Annotated in this window: 7 protein-coding genes; 3 read left to right on the plus strand and 4 right to left on the minus strand. The window is 69.0% G+C overall.

All coding sequences use genetic code 11. From position 1 onward, the window contains the following. From AC1RMD_RS27735 to AC1RMD_RS27750, 4 genes are all read right to left on the minus strand, one after another. Positions 1-173 (minus strand): sugar phosphate nucleotidyltransferase (locus AC1RMD_RS27735; RefSeq protein WP_492931618.1); only part of this gene is annotated, 173 nt, incomplete at its 3' end. A gap of 143 nt (positions 174-316) precedes the next feature. After that, a complete protein-coding gene (locus AC1RMD_RS27740; protein ID WP_492931486.1) occupies positions 317-3124 on the minus strand; it encodes an O-linked N-acetylglucosamine transferase family protein in 2808 nt (935 codons plus the stop codon). A 13-nt stretch (positions 3125-3137) separates the two neighbouring features. Further along, positions 3138-6332, minus strand: a complete 3195-nt coding sequence (locus tag AC1RMD_RS27745; protein ID WP_492931488.1) for an O-linked N-acetylglucosamine transferase family protein — start codon at positions 6330-6332, stop codon at positions 3138-3140. Between the two features lie 136 nt (positions 6333-6468). After that, positions 6469-16356, minus strand: coding sequence for an SPM autocatalytic domain-containing protein (locus AC1RMD_RS27750; RefSeq protein WP_492931490.1), 9888 nt, complete (start codon positions 16354-16356; stop codon positions 6469-6471). Positions 16357-16565: 209 nt separating this feature from the next. On the opposite strand from AC1RMD_RS27750, the gene nudC reads away from it, so the two are divergent. The 3 genes from nudC to AC1RMD_RS27765 all read left to right on the plus strand — a co-directional run bounded on the left by nudC (position 16566) and on the right by AC1RMD_RS27765 (position 19316). Further along, positions 16566-17393 (plus strand): NAD(+) diphosphatase, encoded by an 828-nt coding sequence (nudC, locus tag AC1RMD_RS27755; protein WP_492931620.1) that lies wholly within the window; start codon positions 16566-16568, stop codon positions 17391-17393. A gap of 61 nt (positions 17394-17454) precedes the next feature. After that, positions 17455-18021: a GTP cyclohydrolase I FolE gene (gene folE, locus AC1RMD_RS27760; protein ID WP_217946092.1), complete on the plus strand. Its 567-nt coding sequence runs from the start codon at positions 17455-17457 to the stop codon at positions 18019-18021. A 5-nt stretch (positions 18022-18026) separates the two neighbouring features. Then, positions 18027-19316, plus strand: a complete 1290-nt coding sequence (locus AC1RMD_RS27765; protein WP_492931493.1) for a thioredoxin family protein — start codon at positions 18027-18029, stop codon at positions 19314-19316. The last annotated feature ends 8 nt before the right edge of the window (positions 19317-19324 follow it).

Below are 19324 nucleotides of genomic sequence, written 5' to 3' on the forward strand. Positions count from 1 at the left end.
TAGCCGCGGTAGCCGCAGCAGATGACGAAGTCATTGATGCCGTGGGCGGAGTAGCTCTTCAGGATGTGCCACAGGATAGGCTTGCCGCCGACTTCGACCATCGGCTTCGGTTTGACAGTGGTTTCCTCGCTCAGCCTGGTGCCCAGGCCGCCTGCCAATATGACTGCTTTCATACTATCCCCGACTAGTTGAGCTGATGATGTGTGTGGTCCGTACTGGACGTATTGTCAGCCACATCCGTCGTATTTTAAACGAAAAGCAGGGCCCGATTGGGGCATCTTCTGGAAGGATGGGAAATTTCCACAAAAATGCGAACTCAGGTTGACAGCAGCAGCTGGTAGCCCTGTCGCAGCACGTCGTGCAGCGCGTCGAGATGGGGTCCGGCGCCCGGCGCCAGCGCGGCGTGGCGGCCGGTGAGCAGCGCGCCCAGCGCGGCCAGGCGGTTCGCCAGTATCTGCTTGAAAGCGGCTGCATCGGTCAGGAAGGCTTGCTGCGCATGGGCTGCGTATAAAAGATGCAAGCCGTCGAGGGCGCGCGCCAGCGCGTCGAGCTCGGACTGCGCGGCGGCCGGCGCGCTGTGCGCGTGGCGGTCGGACAGCGGCTCGGCCAGGTAGACGCCGGAGCCGGCCGCCAGCGCCGACAGCGCGATGGCGATGCCGGGCAGCGATGGGTAGTGCCGTCCGAGATAGCGGCCGAAGCCCGCGCCAAGTATGCTGCGGCGCAGCAGCAGCGCGCCCGGTTCGCACAGCGTGGCGGTGGCGGCGGGATCGGACGACAGCAGCAGGCTGCCCAGCGCGGCGCCGTCGACCACCGTGTCGGCGCCGAACAGCGGCTGCTCGTTGCCGTCCGGCGGCCGGCGCCAGCTGCCGACCAGGCCGACGTTTGGAAAGTTGATGTAGAAGTGCATCATGCGCGCCAGTTTTTCCGGATGCAGCGCATCGCCCTGCGGCGCGACGGCGATGTACTCGCCGAGCGACAGCGCCAGGCAGTGATCCAGGCAGGCGGCCGGCGACAGGCCGGGTGCGCGGCTGTAGCGCAGCTGCGGATGGCGTTTCAACAACGGTGCGATGCGGGCGCGCAGCGCGTCGCTGCCGCCGCTGTCGCAGACGACGATCTCGGTATGGCCCCAGCTTTGCGCAAGGGCGCTGCGCAGCGTGCGTTCCAGCGCGCTGCCATCGCCGTCCGCGCCGTCGTGCGCGGCGATCAGGATGCTGGCCAGCGGCAGGCTGGTGTCGTGATGGCGGGTGCGGTCGGCGGCGCCCTCGCTAGCGCCGTCGCTGTTGCGCTCCAGCGTGCCGCGCGCCACGCGCAGGTAAGCCTGTTCGAGATGGCGCACGAAGCGCGGCGTATCGAACAGCGCGGCGGTCTTGCGTTGACCGGACAGGCGCCGGCGCAGCGCGGTCAGCTGCGCCGGCGCGCAGGCCAGCCGCACCGCCGCGTCTTCGTATTCCTGTTGGCTGTGTGTGACCAGCTCCGCCAGGCCGGCCGCGTGCAGCAGGCTGCCGGACGTGCGGCTGGCGTAGCTGCGGCCGGAGATGGTCAGCAGCGGCAGGCCGGCTTGCAGCGCGTCGCAGGCCTGGCCTGCGGCGTTGAAGGGCAGGGTGTCGAGGAACAGGTCGGCCGCCTGGCAGCGTTGCGGATCAAGCTGCGGCTGCGGCTCGGCAAAGCACAGCCGATCGCTGGCGACGCCGTGGCGCAGCGCGGCCATGCGCAGGTTGTCGCGCACTTGTTCGCTGTCGGCGGCCAGCCACAGCACGCTGTCCGGCACGCGCTGCAGGATGCGCATCCAGCTGGCGAACTGCGGCGGCGCCAGTTGGTGGCTGTCGCTGAAGCAGCAGAAGACGAAGCCATTATCCGGCAGCCCGTGGGCGGCGCGCGCCCTGGCGCGCGCGGGACGCCGGCCGGGTTTGCGCTGGCGGTCGACGATCTGGAAGGTGTCCGGCAAATATAGCGGTTGCTCGGTGTAGTAGGGCGCCAGTTCCCGCGGCAGCGCGTAGGCGTCGGCCAGCACGTGGTCGACGCCGTCGAGCGAGGTGGTGCCGGGATAGCCGGGCCACGCGATCTGCACCGGCGCCGGGCGCAGCGCCAGGATGCCCGGCCGCCCGCCGGCGTGCAGGCCGTGCAGGTCGACCAGGATGTCGATTTCGTGCGCCCGTATCAGCTGCGCGGCCTGCAGGTCGGTGCCGCCGGCGATGCGCAGGTGGTGGTCCAGGCCCTGCACGATGCGCAGGCGCAGCGCCGAGTTGTCTTCCTCGTCCCAGCAGAAGCCGTACACCTCGACCAGGCCGCGGTCGTGCAGCGCATACAGTTCCGCCGTGTGGGCGAACGAGTCCGGCGACAGGTAGCCGATGCGCAGCTTGCGGTGGGTGTAGCCGGCGGCATCGGCCAGCGGCGCCGCGCCGCGCGCGACGTGGGTGGCGACGTGGCGGCGCGCGGCCGCCAGCTGCACCGCCGGATCGTCGCTGGCGCTGAGCGTGGCCGGTGCGGAGGCGGCGGCCAGCAGCTGTTCTTCGTCCAGCCCCGGCAACGGCGCCAGCACCGGCCATGCGCACTGCTGCTGGCGCAGGCGCAGCCAGTGCGCGGCCACCAGCGGCTGGCGCGGGTCCAGTTGCAGGCTGTGGGTCAGCGCTTCCTCCGCCTCGTGGCGGCGCCGCAGGCGGTCGGCCACGCGGCCGATGTTGTTGAACAGCTGGATCCGCAGCTTGCCGGCGTTGGCGGCGTTGGGGTCGAGCAGGTCCAGCGCCTCGTGCCAGGTGTCGAGCGCTTCCTCCGGACTGCGGCGCCGTTCCATCAGCGCGCCCAGGCCCAGATAGGCTTCGGTGAAGCGCGGCTGGATCTCCAGCGCGCGGCGGTAGGCGTTTTCGGCGCTGCGCTCATCGCCGCCCTGCATCTGCAGCACCGCCAGGTTGTACCAGGCCGCGTGCATCAGCGGCGTATCGGCATGCCTGATCCACAGCTGGTAGAGGGCGACCGCCTGTTCCGGCTTGCCGCGCGCGGTCAGCAGGCTGGCGATGCCGATCAGCTCCGTGATCGGCAGCACGCCCAGCCCCGCCTGCGCAAACGCCAGCGTGGCCGCTTCCGCGACGTTGCCGGCGGCGATGGCGGCGTTCAGCTGGGCGGACATGGCGATTCCGGCGTCAGGCGGCGACCGCCACCAGGATGTACTGCGGCGCCAGCGCATCCTCGACCGCGAGGTCCGGATCGACGCCGCTGGCCTGCGCCATCAGGCGTATCGCCGCCAGGTATTTGTCGCGCGCCGCTTCGTCCGGAACCCGCGAGCTGCCGCCGGCGATCTTGAAGCCGGCCTGCTGGAACAGGTCGAGCATGGCGCCGCGCGTGAAGATGCGCTTGTGGCCCTTGTTCATCGCCGCGCCGGAGCCGTAGCGCAGGTCGCCGGCGTTGAGGCGGGCCTGGATGCTCCAGTGCTGGAAGTTGGGAATGGCCGCCACCACCCGTCCGCCCGGCGACATATTGGAGCGGATCCTGGTCAGCACCGCCCACGGGTCGTTCATGTATTCGAGCACCTCGCCGAGGATCCAGCAATCGGCGCCGGCCACGTGCGACCAGAATTCCGGGCTGGCGCTCTCGATGTCCTGGTCGAACACGAAATCGCAGTGGGGACGGGCGGCGTTGGCCGGCGCCGGATCGCGCTCGATGCCGGTGTAGTGGCAGATCGGGTTGCGCTGGCGGTAGGCCTTGGCGAAGGCGCCGTCGTGGCAGCCGACGTCGACCAGCTTGCCGGCGTTGGCCGGCACCTGCGCCAGCAGGTCCTGGTTGACGTGCGGCGAGGCGGCTGGCAAGTCGTAGTGGTAGCCGCCGGTGCGGATCACGGTGCCTTGCCAGTCGTGCTTGAGGAAGCGGCGTTTCGGCGCGCGGCTGAAGTCCTCGCCGACCCAGTCGACGGCGGCGATCAGGTCATGGGCGCCGGCGCGGTGGATGGCCAGCATGGCCTGCACCATCGGCGCGCCATGCTTGATCGGCAGCGGCCACAGTCGCGCCACGTCCAGGTTGACCAGCATGCAGGCCGGATGCAGGTAGCGCACGGTTCCATCCAGCGGACGGTCGTAGCCCTGCTGGTTGACCAGGTGCAGATTGCCGGCGCCGTACATGCCCGGCTGCAGGTGGCTTTGCAGCGATTCGATGAAGCCGGGGTTGATCACTTCCACGTCCGAATCGAGGAACAGCACCTCGCCCTTCAGGCCAAGGTTGTTGATGGCCCAGGTCATGCCGGGGCCGTGGTGGATGTTGTAGCCGAACGGGATGAACTCGACGTTGTCGTAGCGCGCGGCGATGGCGCGGATCTGTTCCGCGATGTCCGGATTGGAGCCGTCGATGATGGTGACGCGGTTCGGGTAGAACTTGCGCAGCGACGCCAGCAGCGCTTCCACCAGGTCGGGCGCGTTGTAGGAGACGGTGACGATCGGGATCTGCGTGGCCGGCAGGCGCGGCGCGCCGGCCTTCAGCAAGGCGGTGGGCGGCGGCGCCATGCGCGGCGCGGCCGGCTTGGCGATCTTGTGCAGCAGCGCCTCCATGTTGCGCACGAAGCGCGGGCTGTCGAACAGCGCGCAGGTGCTGCGGTGGTCGTGCAGCTGGCGTTTCATGGCGGCGATGTGTTGCGGATCGTTGGCCAGCGCCACCGCCTTCTCTTCGTAGTCGGCGAAGTTGAAGGTGATCAGTTCCGGCAGGTCGACCGCGCGCAGCAGGCTGCCCGCCATGCGCGACGAGAAGGTCTGGCCGGCGCAGGTCAGCAGCGGCAGGCCGGCCCACAGCGCGTCGCTGGCGGTGGTGCCGGCGTTGAACGGATAGGTGTCGAGGAACAGGTCGGCCAGCTGGTAGCGCGCCAGGTAGTCGGCCGGCATGGCGCGGCTGTTGAAGATCAGGCGGGTGCGCTCGACGCCGGCCTGTTCGGCGTGGCGGTACAGGTTCTCGCGCACTTCCGGATAGTCGGCCACCAGCCACAGCACGCTGCCGGGCACGCGGCGCAGGATGTTCATCCACACCGTGAACACCTCCGGCGTGAACTTGAAGTTGTTGTTGAACGAGCAGAAGACGAAGGCGTCTTCCGGCAGGTTGACCGAGGCGCGGGTCGGCTTGGGCGCGATCAGGCGCTGGCGGTCGTTGATCTGGAAGGTGTCGGGCAGGTACAGCGGCTGTTCGCTGAAGTCCCTGGTCATCTCCGGCGTGATCAGGAATTCGTCGGCCAGCACATAGTCGATGCCGGGCAGGCCGGTGCTGCCGGGGAAGCCGAGGTAGGTCAGCTGCACCGGCGCCGGGCGGTAGGCCAGGATGTTGGGGCGCGCGCCCAGGGTCAGGCCGTGCAGGTCGATCAGGATGTCGATTTCGTGGGCGCGGATGGTGCGCGCGGCCTGCTCGTCGTTCAGGTGGTCGATGCGCAGGTAGTGGTCCATGGCCTTGACCACGCGGGCGCGGATCGGCGAGCCGTCCTCGCGGCTCCAGCTGAAGGCGTAGATGTCGAACTTGCTGCGGTCGTGCAGCTCGTACAGCTCGGCGGTCAGGATCGACACCGCGTGCGAGCAGAAGTCCGACGACAGATAGCCGATGCGCAGGCGGCTGTGCTGGTAGCCGTGGGCGCCGGTCAGCGGCGGCACGTCGGCCTTGACCTTTTCCTTGACGAAGCGGCGCGCTGCGGCCAGCTGCTGGGCCGGATCGGCGGAGGCGCTGAGCATGGCCAGCGCCGAGGTGCCGTCCATCATGGTGGCGAGCGGGATGTCGAGGCCGCTGTACACCGGCCAGGCGCACTGCTTCTGGCGCAGGTGGACCCAGTGGGTCATCACGTCGGCCTGCTTGGGGTTGATGCGCAGGCTCTGGGCCAGCTGGGCTTCGGCCTCCGGATAGCGCTTGCGGATTTCCAGCAGGCGGCCCAGGTTGTTGAGCGTCTGGGTGTAGAGCGCGGGGGTGCTGCGGATGTCGGGCTGGATCGGATCGCTGAGGATCTGGTTCCACATGGCCAGCGCCTCGTCCGGACGGCCGCCGCGTTCGAGCAGCGAGCCGAGGTTCAGGCGGCCCTCGACGAAGTGCGGATTGAGCGCCACGGCCTGGCGCAGCAGCGCCTCGGCGCCGGCATCGTCGCCGGCGCCGGACAGCACCACGGCCAGGTTGAAGCAGGCGGCATAGGCCAGCGGCGTCGGCGTGTGGGCGATCCAGGTGCGGTACAGCGCGATGGCGGCCGGCAGCTGTCCGCTTTCCTGCAGCACGCCGGCGGCGCTGAACAGGTCGGCGATCGACAAGCTGCCCTGGGCGGCCATCGCCATGACGGTGCCGAGCGGGCTGGACTGAAACGAAGCGGGGTCGATAGGCAGGTGTGCGGTCATAGCGTGGTAGGCAGTGAAATCCTTGCATTCTACTCCGCAACACCGGGGTCAAGTCTGACATTCGGACACGGTCTCTGCCGTAGCAAGCGCTACGGCAGAGACCGTGTCCGAATGTCAGACTTGACCCCCGTGGTGGTTAGCGGTTGGGGACGCTGAACCAGGTGGCGCCGTGGCCGGCGTCCTGAGCTTGCTTGTCTGGACGCTCGGTCCACGCGGCCTGCAGGCCCCGGCTGGACTGGTAGTCGCGCAGCGCCGCGGCCAGCGTGCCGTCGGCGGCCTTGGCGACCGTCAGCTGCGGGGCCGGGCTGGCCGCCGCCGCGGCGCCGGCGGCGAAGCCGGCGATGGCGTTGCTCAGGCCGCTCACCTGTTGTTGCAGCGATGCCGAGGCCCCGGCCGTCGCGCCTTTCTGCGCCAGGAACCAGACGTCGGCGCTGGCGTGGGTGGCGCCGTCGGTGCCGGTGTAGCTCGATGTCAGGCCGATGGCGTTGCCGTTCTGTAGCGTCAGCGCGGCGTCGGCGTGGGTGGCGATGCTGGCGATGCCGTGCTGCGCCAGCGTCTTCAGTTCGTCGGCCTGGCTGATGCCGTCGCCGTTGCCGTCGACCCAGACCCGTAGCGCGCCGAAGCTGCCGTCGGCGGCGTCGATCCGGCCGTCGCCGTTGCCATCGAGCGCTTGCAGCGCGGCGTAGCCGTCGCGCGCCTTGCCGCCGCCGGCCAGCGTGGTGGCGCCGCCGAACAGTTCGCCGCCGTCGTTGATGACGCCGTCGCCATTGCGGTCCAGGGCCAGCAGGCCGTCGTGGGCGTCGACCCAGCCGGTGTGGACCGCCTGGCCTTCGGCGCGGATGTCGAACCGCACGCCGGCGGCGATGCTCACGGTGCGCACGCCGTTGCCGTCCAGGTCCAGCACCAGCGGCGTGGCGTAGTTGATCGACGAGGCGTTCAGCGCCATGGTCTGGGTGACCGTCATCGCCGCCACCTGGGCGCCGGTGAAGGCGTCGGCCTGCGCCACGCTCAGCGCGGTCAGGCCGGCGGTGCTCAGCGACGGCACCTGGCCGGCCGTGAACGCGGCGATCTGGTCGGCCGTGAAGACGATCAGCTGGCTGGTCTTCAGGCCCACCACCTGGGCGTTGGTCAGGCCGGCGATCTGGGTGGTCGACAGGTAGCCGATCTGGGTCGCCGTCAGCGAACCGAGCTGGCTGGTGGTCCAGGCGCCCAGCTGGCTGGTGGTGAAGGCGTTGATCTGGTCCACCGTCAGCGCGGCGATCTGGGCGTTCTTCAACGCCGCCATCTGCTGCGTGGTCAGCGCGGCCGCCTGGGTGCCGGTCAGCGCGTTGAGCTGGGTGGTGGTCAGGGTCTGGATTTGCGTGGTGGTCAGCGAACGCAGCTGGTCGGTGCCGAAGGCGGCCATCTGGTCCAGCGTCAGCGCGGTGATCTGGCTGAGCTTGATCGATGCGACCTGGGCCGTCGTCAGCGACTGGATCTGGCCGTCCGACAGCGCCGCCAGTTGCGTGGTGTTCAGGTAGCCGATCTGCGCGGTGCGCAGCGAACTGATCTGGCCGGTGCTCAGCGCGAACAGCTGGTCGGCCGTCAACGCGCCGAGCTGGACGCTGGTCAAGGCTTGCACTTGCGCGGTGTTCAGGCCGGGCAGTTGCGCGACGTCCAGGCTGGCGATCTGCAGCGTGCCGAGCACGGCGACATCGGCCGTCAGCAGCGCGCCGACCTGGTCGGTCGACAGCGCGACCACCGCCGTCACGCTGAGCGCGGCCGCTTGCGCGGTGCTCAGCGCGGCGATCTGGTCGGTGCTGAAGACGCTGATCTGGTTGGCGACGATGGCGGCCACCTGCGCCGTTTTCAGGCCGCGCACCTGGGCCGTGGTCAGCGCCACGGTCTGGTCGGTGGAGAGGCCGGTGAACTGGCCGGCGGTCAGCGCGGCCAGGTCCTGGGTGTCGAGCGCGGCGACCTGCGCGGTGTTGAACGCGGCCAGCTGGTCGGCGCTCAGCCACGGCATTTGCGCGGTGGACAGCCCGGTGATCTGGGCGGTGGCCAGCGCGGCGATCTGGCCGGTGGTCAGGCTGCTGGCCTGGGACGTGGTGAGCGCGGCGATCTGCGCGGTCTTCAGGGCGTTGATCTGGTCGCTGGTCAGCGCCTGGATCGAGTCGGTGCTCAGGCCGTAGGCCAGCTGCGCGGTGCTGAGCGCGGCGATGTGGTCGGTGTCGAGCGCCGCCACCTGGGCCGTTTGCAGGCCGTTGGCCAGCTGGCGGGTGCTCAGCGCGGCCAGTTGCGCGGTGCGCAGCGCGTTCAGCTGGTCGCTGCCCAGCACGGCGATCTGGTCGCTGGTGAGGGCGGCGATCTGGCGCGTGGCCAGCGCGTTGACGTCGACCGTTTCCAGCGCCACCAGCTGGTCGGTGGTGAGGGCGGCGATCTGCTGGGTGCTCAGGGTCGAGGCCTGGGCCGTGCCCAGCGCGACGATCTGGTCGGTGCTCAACTGCTGCAGCTGGGCCGTGCTCAGCATCGAGGTCTGGGCGGTGCGCAGCGCGACGATCTGGTCGGTGGTGAGCGCGGCGATGCCGTCGCTGCCGATGCCGTACACCAGTTGCGCGGTGGTCAGCGCGCTGATGTGGGCGCTGTCGAGCGCGGCCAGCTGGGTCGTGCTGAGGCCGTTGCTCAGCTGGCTGGTGGTCAGGGCCGCCTGCTCGGCGGTGGTCAGCGCGTTCAGCTGGTCGCTGCCCAGGGCCGCCACTTGATGGCTGCCCAGCGCGGCGATCTGGCGCGTGGCGAACGACGCCAGGTCGGCCGTTTCCAGCGCGGCGATCTGGTCGGTGGTCAGCGCCGCCACCTGGCGCGTGGCCAGGCTGTTCGCTTGCGCGGTGGTCAGCGCGACGATCTGGTCGGTGGTCAGGCCGGCGCTGATCTGGTCGGTGGTCAGCGCCGACAGTTGCGCGGTCGCCAGAGAGGCGAACTGGTCGGTTAGCAGCGCCTGCAGCTGATCGCTGCCCAACGTGACGATCTGGGCGGTGGCCAGCGCGGCCAGGTCCACCGTCTCCAGCGCGATCACCTGGTCGCTGCTGAGCGCGGTCAGTTGCACGCTGCTCAGGGCGCGCGCCTGCGCCGTGCTCAGCGCGACGATCTGGTCGGTCGTCAGCGCGCCGAACTGGGCGGCCAACAGGTTCTTGATGGCGCTGGTGCTCAGTACGGCGAACTGGTCGGTGTTGAGCGCGGTCAGCTGGGCGGTGTTCAAGGTCGGCACCTGGACCGAGGTCAGCGCCGCGATCTGGGCCGTGCTCAGCTGGCTGAACTGGTCGCTGGTGAGCGCGCTCAGGATTTGCGTGCTGAGGCCGGCGATGGCGCTGCTGGCCAGCGCATTCAGCTGGTCGCTGGTCAGCGCGGCGAACTGGTCGGTGCGGAACGCGGCCAGCTGGTTGCTGTGCAGCGCCACGAAGTCCATGGTGCTCAGCGCGGCGATCTGGCCGGTGCTCATGACGACGATCTGCGCCGAGCTCAGCACGCCCACCTGGGCGGTGCCGAGCGCGGCGATCTGGTCGCTGCCCAGGGCGAGGATCTGGTTGGTGCCCAGGCCGCTGATCTGGGCCGTGGCCAGCGCCGCGACCAGGCCGGTGGTCAGCGCGGCGATGTTGGCGGTCGGGATGGCGGCGATCTGCGCGGTTTTCATGGCGGCGAAGTCGGCCGTTTCCAGCGCGTCGAGCTGGTCGCTGCTGAGAGCGGCCACTTGCGCCGTGCTCAGCGACGTCACCTGCATGCTGCTCAGCGCGACCATCTGGTCGGTGGTGATGGCGCCGAACTGGGCGGCGTTGAGCGCGGCGATCTGCGTGCTCGACAGCGTGACGAAGTCGGCGGTCTCGATGGCGGCGATCTGGTCGCTGGTGAAGGCGTTCAGCTGGCGGGTGGCGATGTTGTCGACCTGCAGCGTCGTCAGCGCGACGATCTGGTCGGTGGTCAGCGAGGCCGCCTGCGCCGAGGTCAGCGCGTCGATCTGCGCGGTGCTCAGGTTTTGCAGCTGGTCGATGGTCAGCGCCACCAGCTGCTGCGTGGTCAGCGCCTGGATCTGCGTGGTCTTCAGCGCTTGCAGGTCGTCGGTGCTGAGCGCCTGCAGCTGGTCGGTGCCGAGCGCCACCAGCTGGGCGCTGCCCAGGGCGGACGCCTGCAGCGTGGTCAGGGCGCCGATCTGCGCCAGGGTGAGCTGGCTGATCTGCAGCGTTGCCAGCGAGGCGATCTGCGCGCTCAGCAGCGCGGCCAGGTCTTCCAGTTCCAGCGCGACCAGCTGGTCCGAGCTCAGCGCGGCCAGTTGGGCGGTGGCCAGCTGCGCCACCTGGCCCGTGGTCAGTTGGACGATCTGGTCGGTGCCCAGCGCGCGGAACTGCGCCGTGCTCAGGCCGTTCAGCTGGGTCGAGCCCAGGCTTTGCAGCTGGTCGACCAGCAGCGCGTTGAGCTGGTTGGTGGTGAGCGCGACGATTTGCGCGGCCTTCAGGGCCAGCAGGTCGTCGGTGCTCAGCGCCTGGATCTGGTCCGAGCCCAGCGCCTGCAACTGGTGGCTGCCCAGCGCCTGCGCCTGCGCGGTGGTCAGCGCGGCGATGCGGTCGACCGTCAGCGCCTGCACCTGGACGGTGCCGAGCGCGGCGATCTGGGCGGTCTTCAGCGCGGCCAGGTCTTCCAGTTCGAGCGCCGCCAGTTGCAGCGTGGTCAGCGCGGCCACTTGCGCCGTGCCCAGCGCCTGGTATTGCTGCGTGGTCAGCTGGATGATCTGGTCGCTGTTCAGCGACTGGAATTGCGCGCTGCTCAGCGCGTTCAACTGGGTGCCGCCCAGGCTCTGCACCTGGTCGATCAGCAGCGCGGCGAGCTGGTCGCTGCCCAGCGCGGCGATCTGCGCGGTTTTCAGCGCCAGCAGGTCGTCGGTGGCCAGCGCCTGCATCTGGCCGGTGGTCAGCGCGCTGATCTGCGCGCTCGACAGGCTGGCGGCCTGCGCCGTGGTGAGCGCCGTGATCTGGTCGCTGGTCAGTTCGCCGACCTGGACGGTGGTCAAGGCGACGATCTGCGCGGTTTTCATCTGCGCCAGGTCTTCCAGTTCCAGCGCCCGCAACTGGTCGCTGCTGAGGATGCCGACGCCGGCGGTGCTCAGGCTGCCGATCTGGCGGGTGGTCAGGGCGACGATCTGCGCGGTGGTCAGCGCGGCGATCTGGTCGGTGGTCAGGCCGCCGACCTGGGCCGGCGTCAGGGCCTGGATCTGGTCGGTGGTCAGGTTGCTCAGCATGCCCAGCGCGGTCAGCTGGGCGGCGCTCAGCGCGGCGAAGTCGGCCGTGCTGAGCGCGACGATCTGGTCGCTGCTCAGCGAGGACAGCTGGGCGGTCGACATGGCGCCGACCTGGTTGCTGGTCAGCGCGGCGATCTGGTCGGTGCTCAGCAGCGCCACCTGGGCGGTGCGCAGCGCGTTGACCTGCGCGGTCTTCAGCGCGGCCACTTCGTCGGTGTTGAGCGCGGCCAGCTGGCCGGCCGTCAGGCTGGCGATCTGGCCGGTGGCCAGCGCCGCCACCTGCAGCGTGGTCAGCGAGGTGATCTGCGAGGTCAGCAGGCCCTGGAATTGCGCCGTGCTCAGCGAGGCAAGCTGCGCCGCCGTCATCGCCTGCAACTGGTCGGTGGACAGCGCGTCCAGCTGGACGGTGCCCAGCGCCTGCAGCTGCGCGGTCTTGAGCGCCGCCAGGTCCTGGGTTTCCAGCGCCTGCAGCTGGCCGTTGGTCAGCGACGCCACATGCGCGGTGCTCAGGCTGGATACTTGCGTGACGCTCAGGCCGGCGATCTGGTCGCTATTGAGCAGCACCAGCTGGTCGGTGCTCAGCGCGGCCACTTGCGCGGTCTTGAAGGCGGCCAGGTCCTGGGTCTCGAGCGCGGCCAGCTGGTCGGCGCTCATGGCGCGCACCTGGGCGGTGGCGAGGCCGCCCGCCTGCAGCGTGTTCAGCGCGACGATCTGGTCGGTGGTCAAGCCCTGGAACTGGGCGCTGCTCAGCGACGCCAGCTGCGGCACCGACAGGACGCGGAACTGGTCGGTGCTCAGCGCGTCGAGCTGGACGGTGCTCAAGGCTTGCAGCTGCGCGGTCTTCAGCGCGACGATGTCGGCGCTCGACAGCGCTTGCAGCTGGGCCGTGCCCAGGGCGGCGATCTGGCGCGTGCTCAGGCTGGCGACCTGGCTGCTGGTCAATGCGGCGGCCTGGGCGGTGCTGAGGTTGGCGATGACGTCGGTGCTCAGCGCGGCCAATTGCGCGGTTTTCAGCGCGGCGAAGTCCTGGCTTTCCAGCGCGTTCAGCTGGTCGCTGCCGAGGGCGGCGATTTGCAGCGTGCTCAGGTTGCTGACCTGCGCCGTGCTCAGCGCGATCAACTGGTCGCTGTTCAGGGCGGCGATCTGGGCGCTCTTGATGGCGGCGATCTGCGCCGTCTTCATCAGCGACAGCGCCTGCGTGCCCAGCGCCACCAGCTGGTCGCTGCCCAGCAGCGTCACTTGGGCGGTGGCCAGCGCCGCCACTTGCGCGGTGCCCAGGGCGGCGATCTGCGTGGTGCTCAGCGCGCTCAGCTGCGCCGAGCTCAGGCCGTTGAGCTGGACGCTGGTCAGGGCCAGCATCTGGTCGCTGGTCAGCGCGTTCAGCTGGTCGCTGCCCAGGCCGATCAGTTGCGCGGTCTTCAGCGCGGCCAGGTCGCGTGTTTCGATCGCCGCCAGCTGGTCGCTGGTCAGCGCCTGCAACTGGCGCGAGCCCAGGCCGGCGTATTGGGCGGTGCCCAGCGCGACGATCTGGTCGGTGGTCAGCAGCTTGATCTGGGCGGTGCCGATGGCGGCCAGCTGCGCGGTCTTCAGCGCGGCGATGTCGGCGGTCTCGAGCGCGACCAGCTGGTCGGTCGACAGCGCCGCCACTTGCTGCGTGGTCAGGCTGGACGCTTGCGCGGTGCTCAGCGCGACGATCTGGTCGGTGGTCAGCGCGGCCACTTGCCTGGTGCCCAGCGCGGCCGTTTGCAGCGTCTTCAGCGCCTGCAGCTGGGTGGTGCTCAGCGCGGCGACGGCGGCCGTGCCGAGGCTGGCGATCTGGCTCGACTTGAGCGCGGCCAGGTCCTGGGTTTCCAGCGCGACCAGCTGGTCGGTCGACAACAGCGCCAGTTGTTGCGTGCTGAGGTTGGCCGCCTGCGCGCTGGTCAGCGCGACGATCTGGTCGGTGGTGACGGCGGCGATCTGCGCCGATTTCAGCGCGTTCAGCTGCGACGATTTCAGCGCGGCCCAGTCGGCGGTGGTCAGCACGGCGATCTGGTCGGTCAGCAGGTAGCCGATCTGGAGGGTGCTCAGGGCGTTGACCTGCTGCGTGGTCAGCGCGCCCAGCTGGATCGAGCTGAGCACCTGGATCTGGTCCGACGTCAGCTGCGAGATCTGCGAGGTCTGCAGCGCGGCCACCTGGCCCGGCGTCAGCGTGGCGATGGCCCTGGTGCCCAGGCCCAGCAGCTGGCTGGTCTTGAGCGCGCCGAAGTCCTGGGTTTCCATGGCGGCCAGCTGGTCGCTGCTGAGCGCGTTCAACTGGCCCGGCGTCAGCGCGCCGGCCTGGGCGGTGGTGAGGGCGACGATCAGGCCGGTGCCGAGGGCGGCCACCTGGTTCGACGTCAGCGCGACGATGTGCGCGGTCTTCAGCGCGGCGAAGTCGGCCGTTTCCAGCGCGTTCAGCTGATCGGTCGACAGCGCGGCGATTTCACGGGTGGCCAGCTGGCTCGCTTGCAGCGTGCTCAGCGCGACGATCTGGTCGGTCGTCAGCGCGGCCACCTGGGCGGTGGTGAAGTTGGACAGCTGCGCGCTGCCCAGCGCGGCGAACTGCGCCGTGGTGAGCGCGGCGACGGCGGCGGTGGCCAGCGCGGCGGCCTGCTGCGATTTGAGCGCCAGCAAGTCCTGGGTGTCCATCGCGGCCAGCTGGTCGGAACCGAGCGCGGCCAGTTGCAAGGTGGCCAGCGAGGCGACTTGCGCGCTGGTCAGCGCGACGATCTGGTCGGTGCCCAGCGCGGCGATCTGGCTGCTGTTCAGGGCGGCCAGTTGCGCGCTCTTCAGCGCCGCGACGTCGCGGGTTTCCAGCGCGGCGATGGCGTTGCTGCCCAGCGTGGCGAGCTGGCGGGTGGTCAGAGAAGCGGCCTGGGCGGTGGTCAGCGCGACGATCTGGTCGGTGTCGAGCGCGTTCAGCTGCAGGGTCGACAGGGCGGCCAGTTGCGCGGTGCTCAGTGCGGCGACCTGGTCGGTGCCCAGGCTGCGCAGATTGTTGGTGCTCAGGCCGGCCAGCTGCTGGGTTTTCAGCGCGGCCAGGTCCTGGCTTTGCAGCGCGCTCAACTGGTCGCTGGACAGCGCCGCCAGTTGCAGCGAGTTCAGCGCGGCGGCCTGCGCGCTGGTCAGCGCGACGATCTGGTCGGTGGTGAGCGCGGCGACCAGGGCGGTACCCATGGCGACCAGCGATTGCGAGCGCAGTGCCGCGAAGTTGGCGGTGCTCAGCGCGGCCAGTTGCGCGGTGCTCAGCGCGGCCACTTGCAGCGTGCCCAGGCCGATCGCCTGGTTCGAGCTCAGTGCGCCGATCTGGTCGGTGTCCAGCGCCGCCAGTTGCGCCGTCTTCAGCGCGGCGATCTGCTGCGTGGTCAAGGCGGCGACCTGGGCGGTGGCTAGCGCGGCGATGCCGTTGCTGGAGATGGCGGCGATCTGCTGGCTGCGCATGGCGGCCAGGTCGGCCGTTTCCAGCGCGGCGATCAGGGCGGTGCCGAGCGAGGCCATCTGCTGGGTGGTCAGCGCCGCCGCTTGCGCGGTGGTCAGCGCCTGCAACTGCTCGGTGCCCAGCGCGTTGAGCTGGGCCGTGGCCAGGGCGGCGAACTGCGCCGATTTCATCGCGGCGATGTCGCGCGTTTCGATGGCGGCGATCTGGTCGGACGTCAGCGCCAGCACTTGCGCCGTGCCCAATGCGCCGAAGTGCGCGGTGCTCAGCGCGACGATCTGGTCGGTGCTCAGGCCGCGGATCTGGCTGGTTTTCAACGAGGCGACCTGGGCGGTGCCGAGCGCGGCGATCTGGTCGGTGCTGAGTACGGCGGTGGTGCTGGTGTTGAGTGCGTTCAGCTGCTGGCTTTTGAGCGCGGCGAAGTCCTGGGTTTCCAGCGCGGCCAGCTGGTCGCTGGACATCTGCGCCAGCTGCAGCGTGGTCAGCGCGGCGGTTTGCGCGGTGCTCAGCGCGACGATCTGGTCGGTGCTCAGCGCGACGAATTGCTTGGTGGTCAGCGCGGCGATCTGCGCCGTTTTCAGCGCGGCAAAGCCGTCGGTGCCGAGCGCGGCCAGTTGGTCGCTGCCGAGGACCCTGATCTGGTTGGACGCCAGGCTGCCGGCCTGGGCGGTGCCCAGCGCGGCCACCTGGTCGGTGGTCAGCGCGCCCAGCAGGCTGGTGCCGAGGGCGGCCAACTGCAGCGTGGTCAGCGCGGCCACGTCTTCGGTGTCGAAGCTGATCAGCTGGTTGCTGCTCAACGCGGCGATCTGGCTGGTTTTCAGCGCGGCGCTCTGGCTGCTGCCCAGCGCGGCGATCTGGTCGGTGCGCAAGCCGCGCAGTTGTTGGGTGCTCAGCGATGCCAGCGCCTGCGTTTTCAGCGCGGCGATGTCGCCGGTGCCGAGCAGGGCCAGTTGGGCGGTCGCCAGCGCGGCCAGTTGCGCGGTCGTCAGCGCGGAGAACTGGGCGGTGGTCAGGCCGTTGACCAGCTGGTTGGTTGTCAGGCTGATCAGTTGCCCGCTCGACAGCGCCTGGATTTGTTGGGTGGTGATGCCATACCCGAGCTGCTCGGTGTCGAGCGCCTGCAGGTTCTGGGTGGACAGCGCGCGTAGCTGGTTGGTGCCAAAATAGCCGAGCTGCTCAGTGCGCCATGCTGACATTTGCAGGGTCGTGAGCAGCTGCACGTCGGCAGTCGTCAGCAAGGCGATCTGGAAGGACTGCAGGCTGATGATTTGGTCGGTGGTTAAACCAGGTACGATTGATGACATTTAATTGTTCTCCTTACGGAAATATATAGTACCGCCAATCGAACCCATGCGGAGAGCAAAGCCCTAAAAGTTGTTTAAATCTTGGTCTGAAAACAATGACTTAGCGCCTTTTTTGGGCATCGAATTCTCATCAATTCCCACCGCCAAAAGTAATCATTTAGGAAACACTGTAAGATCATGTTTTGCGATACAACCCGAGCTTCCCCGCCATGCTGCTGACGCCCGCCACATTTACACCGCTGATCCGCCCCGCCGCGCATGACCAGGCGCTGACTTTCGTGTTCCACCGCGGGGAGTTGCTTTTGCGCAACGAAACCCTGGGTTTGCCCGACCAGCGGGCGCTGGCGGCGCTGAAATTGCCGCCGGAGCGCTTCCATGCGCTGGGCGAGTGGGAGGGCCGCTACTATCAGCTGGCGTGGGTCGATCAACCGGAACTACCCGGGCCGGAATACGCTTATCACGCTTTGCGCTCGCTGTTCGGCATCGTGGACGACGGCTTCGTGGCCTTGGCCGGGCGCGCTTTCCAGCTGGCCGACTGGGCGCGCACCCATCGCTATTGTGGCGCTTGCGCCGCGCCGATGCGCCAGCTGGAAGGCGAGCGCTGCTACCAATGTCCGGCTTGCGGCATGAGCGCCTATCCGCGCATCTCGCCGGCGATGATGGTGTTGATACGCAAGGGCGAGCAAGTGCTGCTGGCCATGCACGCCAACGCGCCGTACAAGCGCTACACGGCGCTGGCCGGCTTCCTGGAGGCGGGCGAGGCGATCGAGGAGGCGGTGCACCGCGAGGTGTACGAGGAGGTCGGATTGCGGGTGCACCAGCTGCAATACTTCGGCAGCCAGTCGTGGCCGTTCCCGCATTCGCTGATGATCGCCTACACGGCCGAATACCTGGACGGCGAGATCCGCGTCGACCCCACGGAAATCGCCGAGGCGCGCTGGTTCGGGCCGGGCGACAGCGAGTGGCCGGACATGACGAGCACGGTGTCGATCGCCGCCGAGCTGTTGAAGGCCAACCGGCCGGGGGCCAAGCCCTAGCGGGTGCGCCGCTGCGGATTTCTATATACTGTCGGCAATCGTAAAAAAAAGGTGTTTCATCATGTCTCAAAAAGAATTCTCGGAAGGCGACTGGCGTCGTCTGATCGCCAGTTTCGGTGAAGATCCCGACCGTCCGGGCCTGGTGGAAACCCCGGCGCGCGTCAGCAAGGCATGGAAACACTGGACCTCCGGCTACGGCCAGGACCCGGTCGAGCTGCTGAAAGCCTTCGAAGATGGCGCCGAGCAGTACAACGAATTGATCGTGGTGCGCGGCATCCCGGTCTACAGCCATTGCGAGCACCACCTGGCGCCGTTCTTCGGCAAGGCCACGGTCGGTTACGTCCCGAACGGCAAGATCGTCGGCCTGTCCAAGCTGACCCGGCTGGTCGATTGCTTCGCCAAGCGGCTGCAGGTGCAGGAACGCATGACCATGCAGATCGCCAACGCGCTGATGGAAGTGCTGGAACCGAAGGCGGTCGGCGTGGTCGTCAAGTGCCGCCACCTGTGCATGGAAAGCCGCGGCATCCGCACGCCGGGCGAAGAAACCGTCACCTCGGCCATGCTCGGCGAGTTGCAGCCCAACCTGGCGATGCGCACCGAATTCCTGGCGCTGGCGCGCGAGTCCTGAGCGGCATGGCGGCGATCGCATGGCAGCAAGGCGGCCTAGCCGCCGCATTCGCCCTGGCGGCGGCGCAGCAGCGGCCGCTGTTCCTGTATTGGGGCGCGCTCTGGTGCCCGCCCTGCAACCGGGTCAAATCCGATATTTTCGCGCGTGACGAGTTCGTTGAGCGCTCGGCCTCGGTGCTGTGCTACCAGCTCGACGGCGACAGCGCCGGCGCGCAGGCGCTGGCCGCGCAGTACGGCTTGCGCAGCTATCCGACGCTGGTGCTGTACGCGCCGGACGGCGGCGAAATCACGCGCCTGCCGTGCGAGCTGGACGGCGAATTGTTTGTGGCCGCGTTCGACGCGGCGCTGGCCGTGCATGCGGCCGGCTCGTCCGCCGCGGCCGCGCTGGCGGCGGCCTTGTCCGGCGAGCGCAAGCTCAGCGCCGGCGAGTGGTCGCTGCTGAGCCATTATTCCTGGGATACCGACGAAGGCCGTTTGCTGGGAGCGCGCGCTTTGGCGCCGACGCTGCTGGCGCTGGCGCGTGCCTGCGACGACGCCGACGCCGGCGTGCGCCTGCAACTGCACGCGCAGCTGGCCACGGCCGGCAAGGATGTCGACGCGGCGGCCAACGCCGCCATGCTGCTGAAGGTGTTTGCCGATGCGCGGCTGGCGCGCGCCAACATGGACCTCCTCGGCAACAGCGGCGTTACGCTGATCAAATTCGCCACGCGGCGCGAAGAACTGGTGGCGGCGCTGAACGCCACGGCCGCGCGATGGGCCGACGATTTCTGGCTCAGCGCGTCGGACCGCTTGACGGCGGTGCGCCTGCAAATGCGCCTGGGCCGCCTGCTGGCGCCGACGCAAGGCATGCAAGAGCAGGTACGGCTGCGGGTGGAAGCGGCGCTGGCCGCATCGACCGATGCGTATGAGCGCCACACGCTGGTCAACACCGCGGTGAGCGCCTTGAACGATGCCGGCCTGCCGGCGCAAGCCGAGCAAGTACTGCTGGCCGAACTGCCGCGTTCGCATTCCCCGTACTACTTCATGTTGAGCCTGGCTTCCAGCGCCAAGCGGCGCGGCGACACTGCGGGCATGCTGGACTGGCACGGCAGGGCGTGGCAAGCGGCGGTGGGTCCGGCGACGCGGTTGCAATGGGGCGTCACCTACCTGCTCAAGCTGCTGGAACTGGCGCCGCAAGACAGCGCCCGCATCGCGCAAGCCGAGCAGTGGCTACGCGCCGACATCGCCGTCGCCGGCGCCGACGCCCACCACCAGCGCAACCAGTCCCAGCTGCAAAAACTCCGGGGTCAAGTCTGACATTCGGA

It is taken from the genome of Duganella sp. GW822-FHT06D06 (assembly GCF_058799615.1).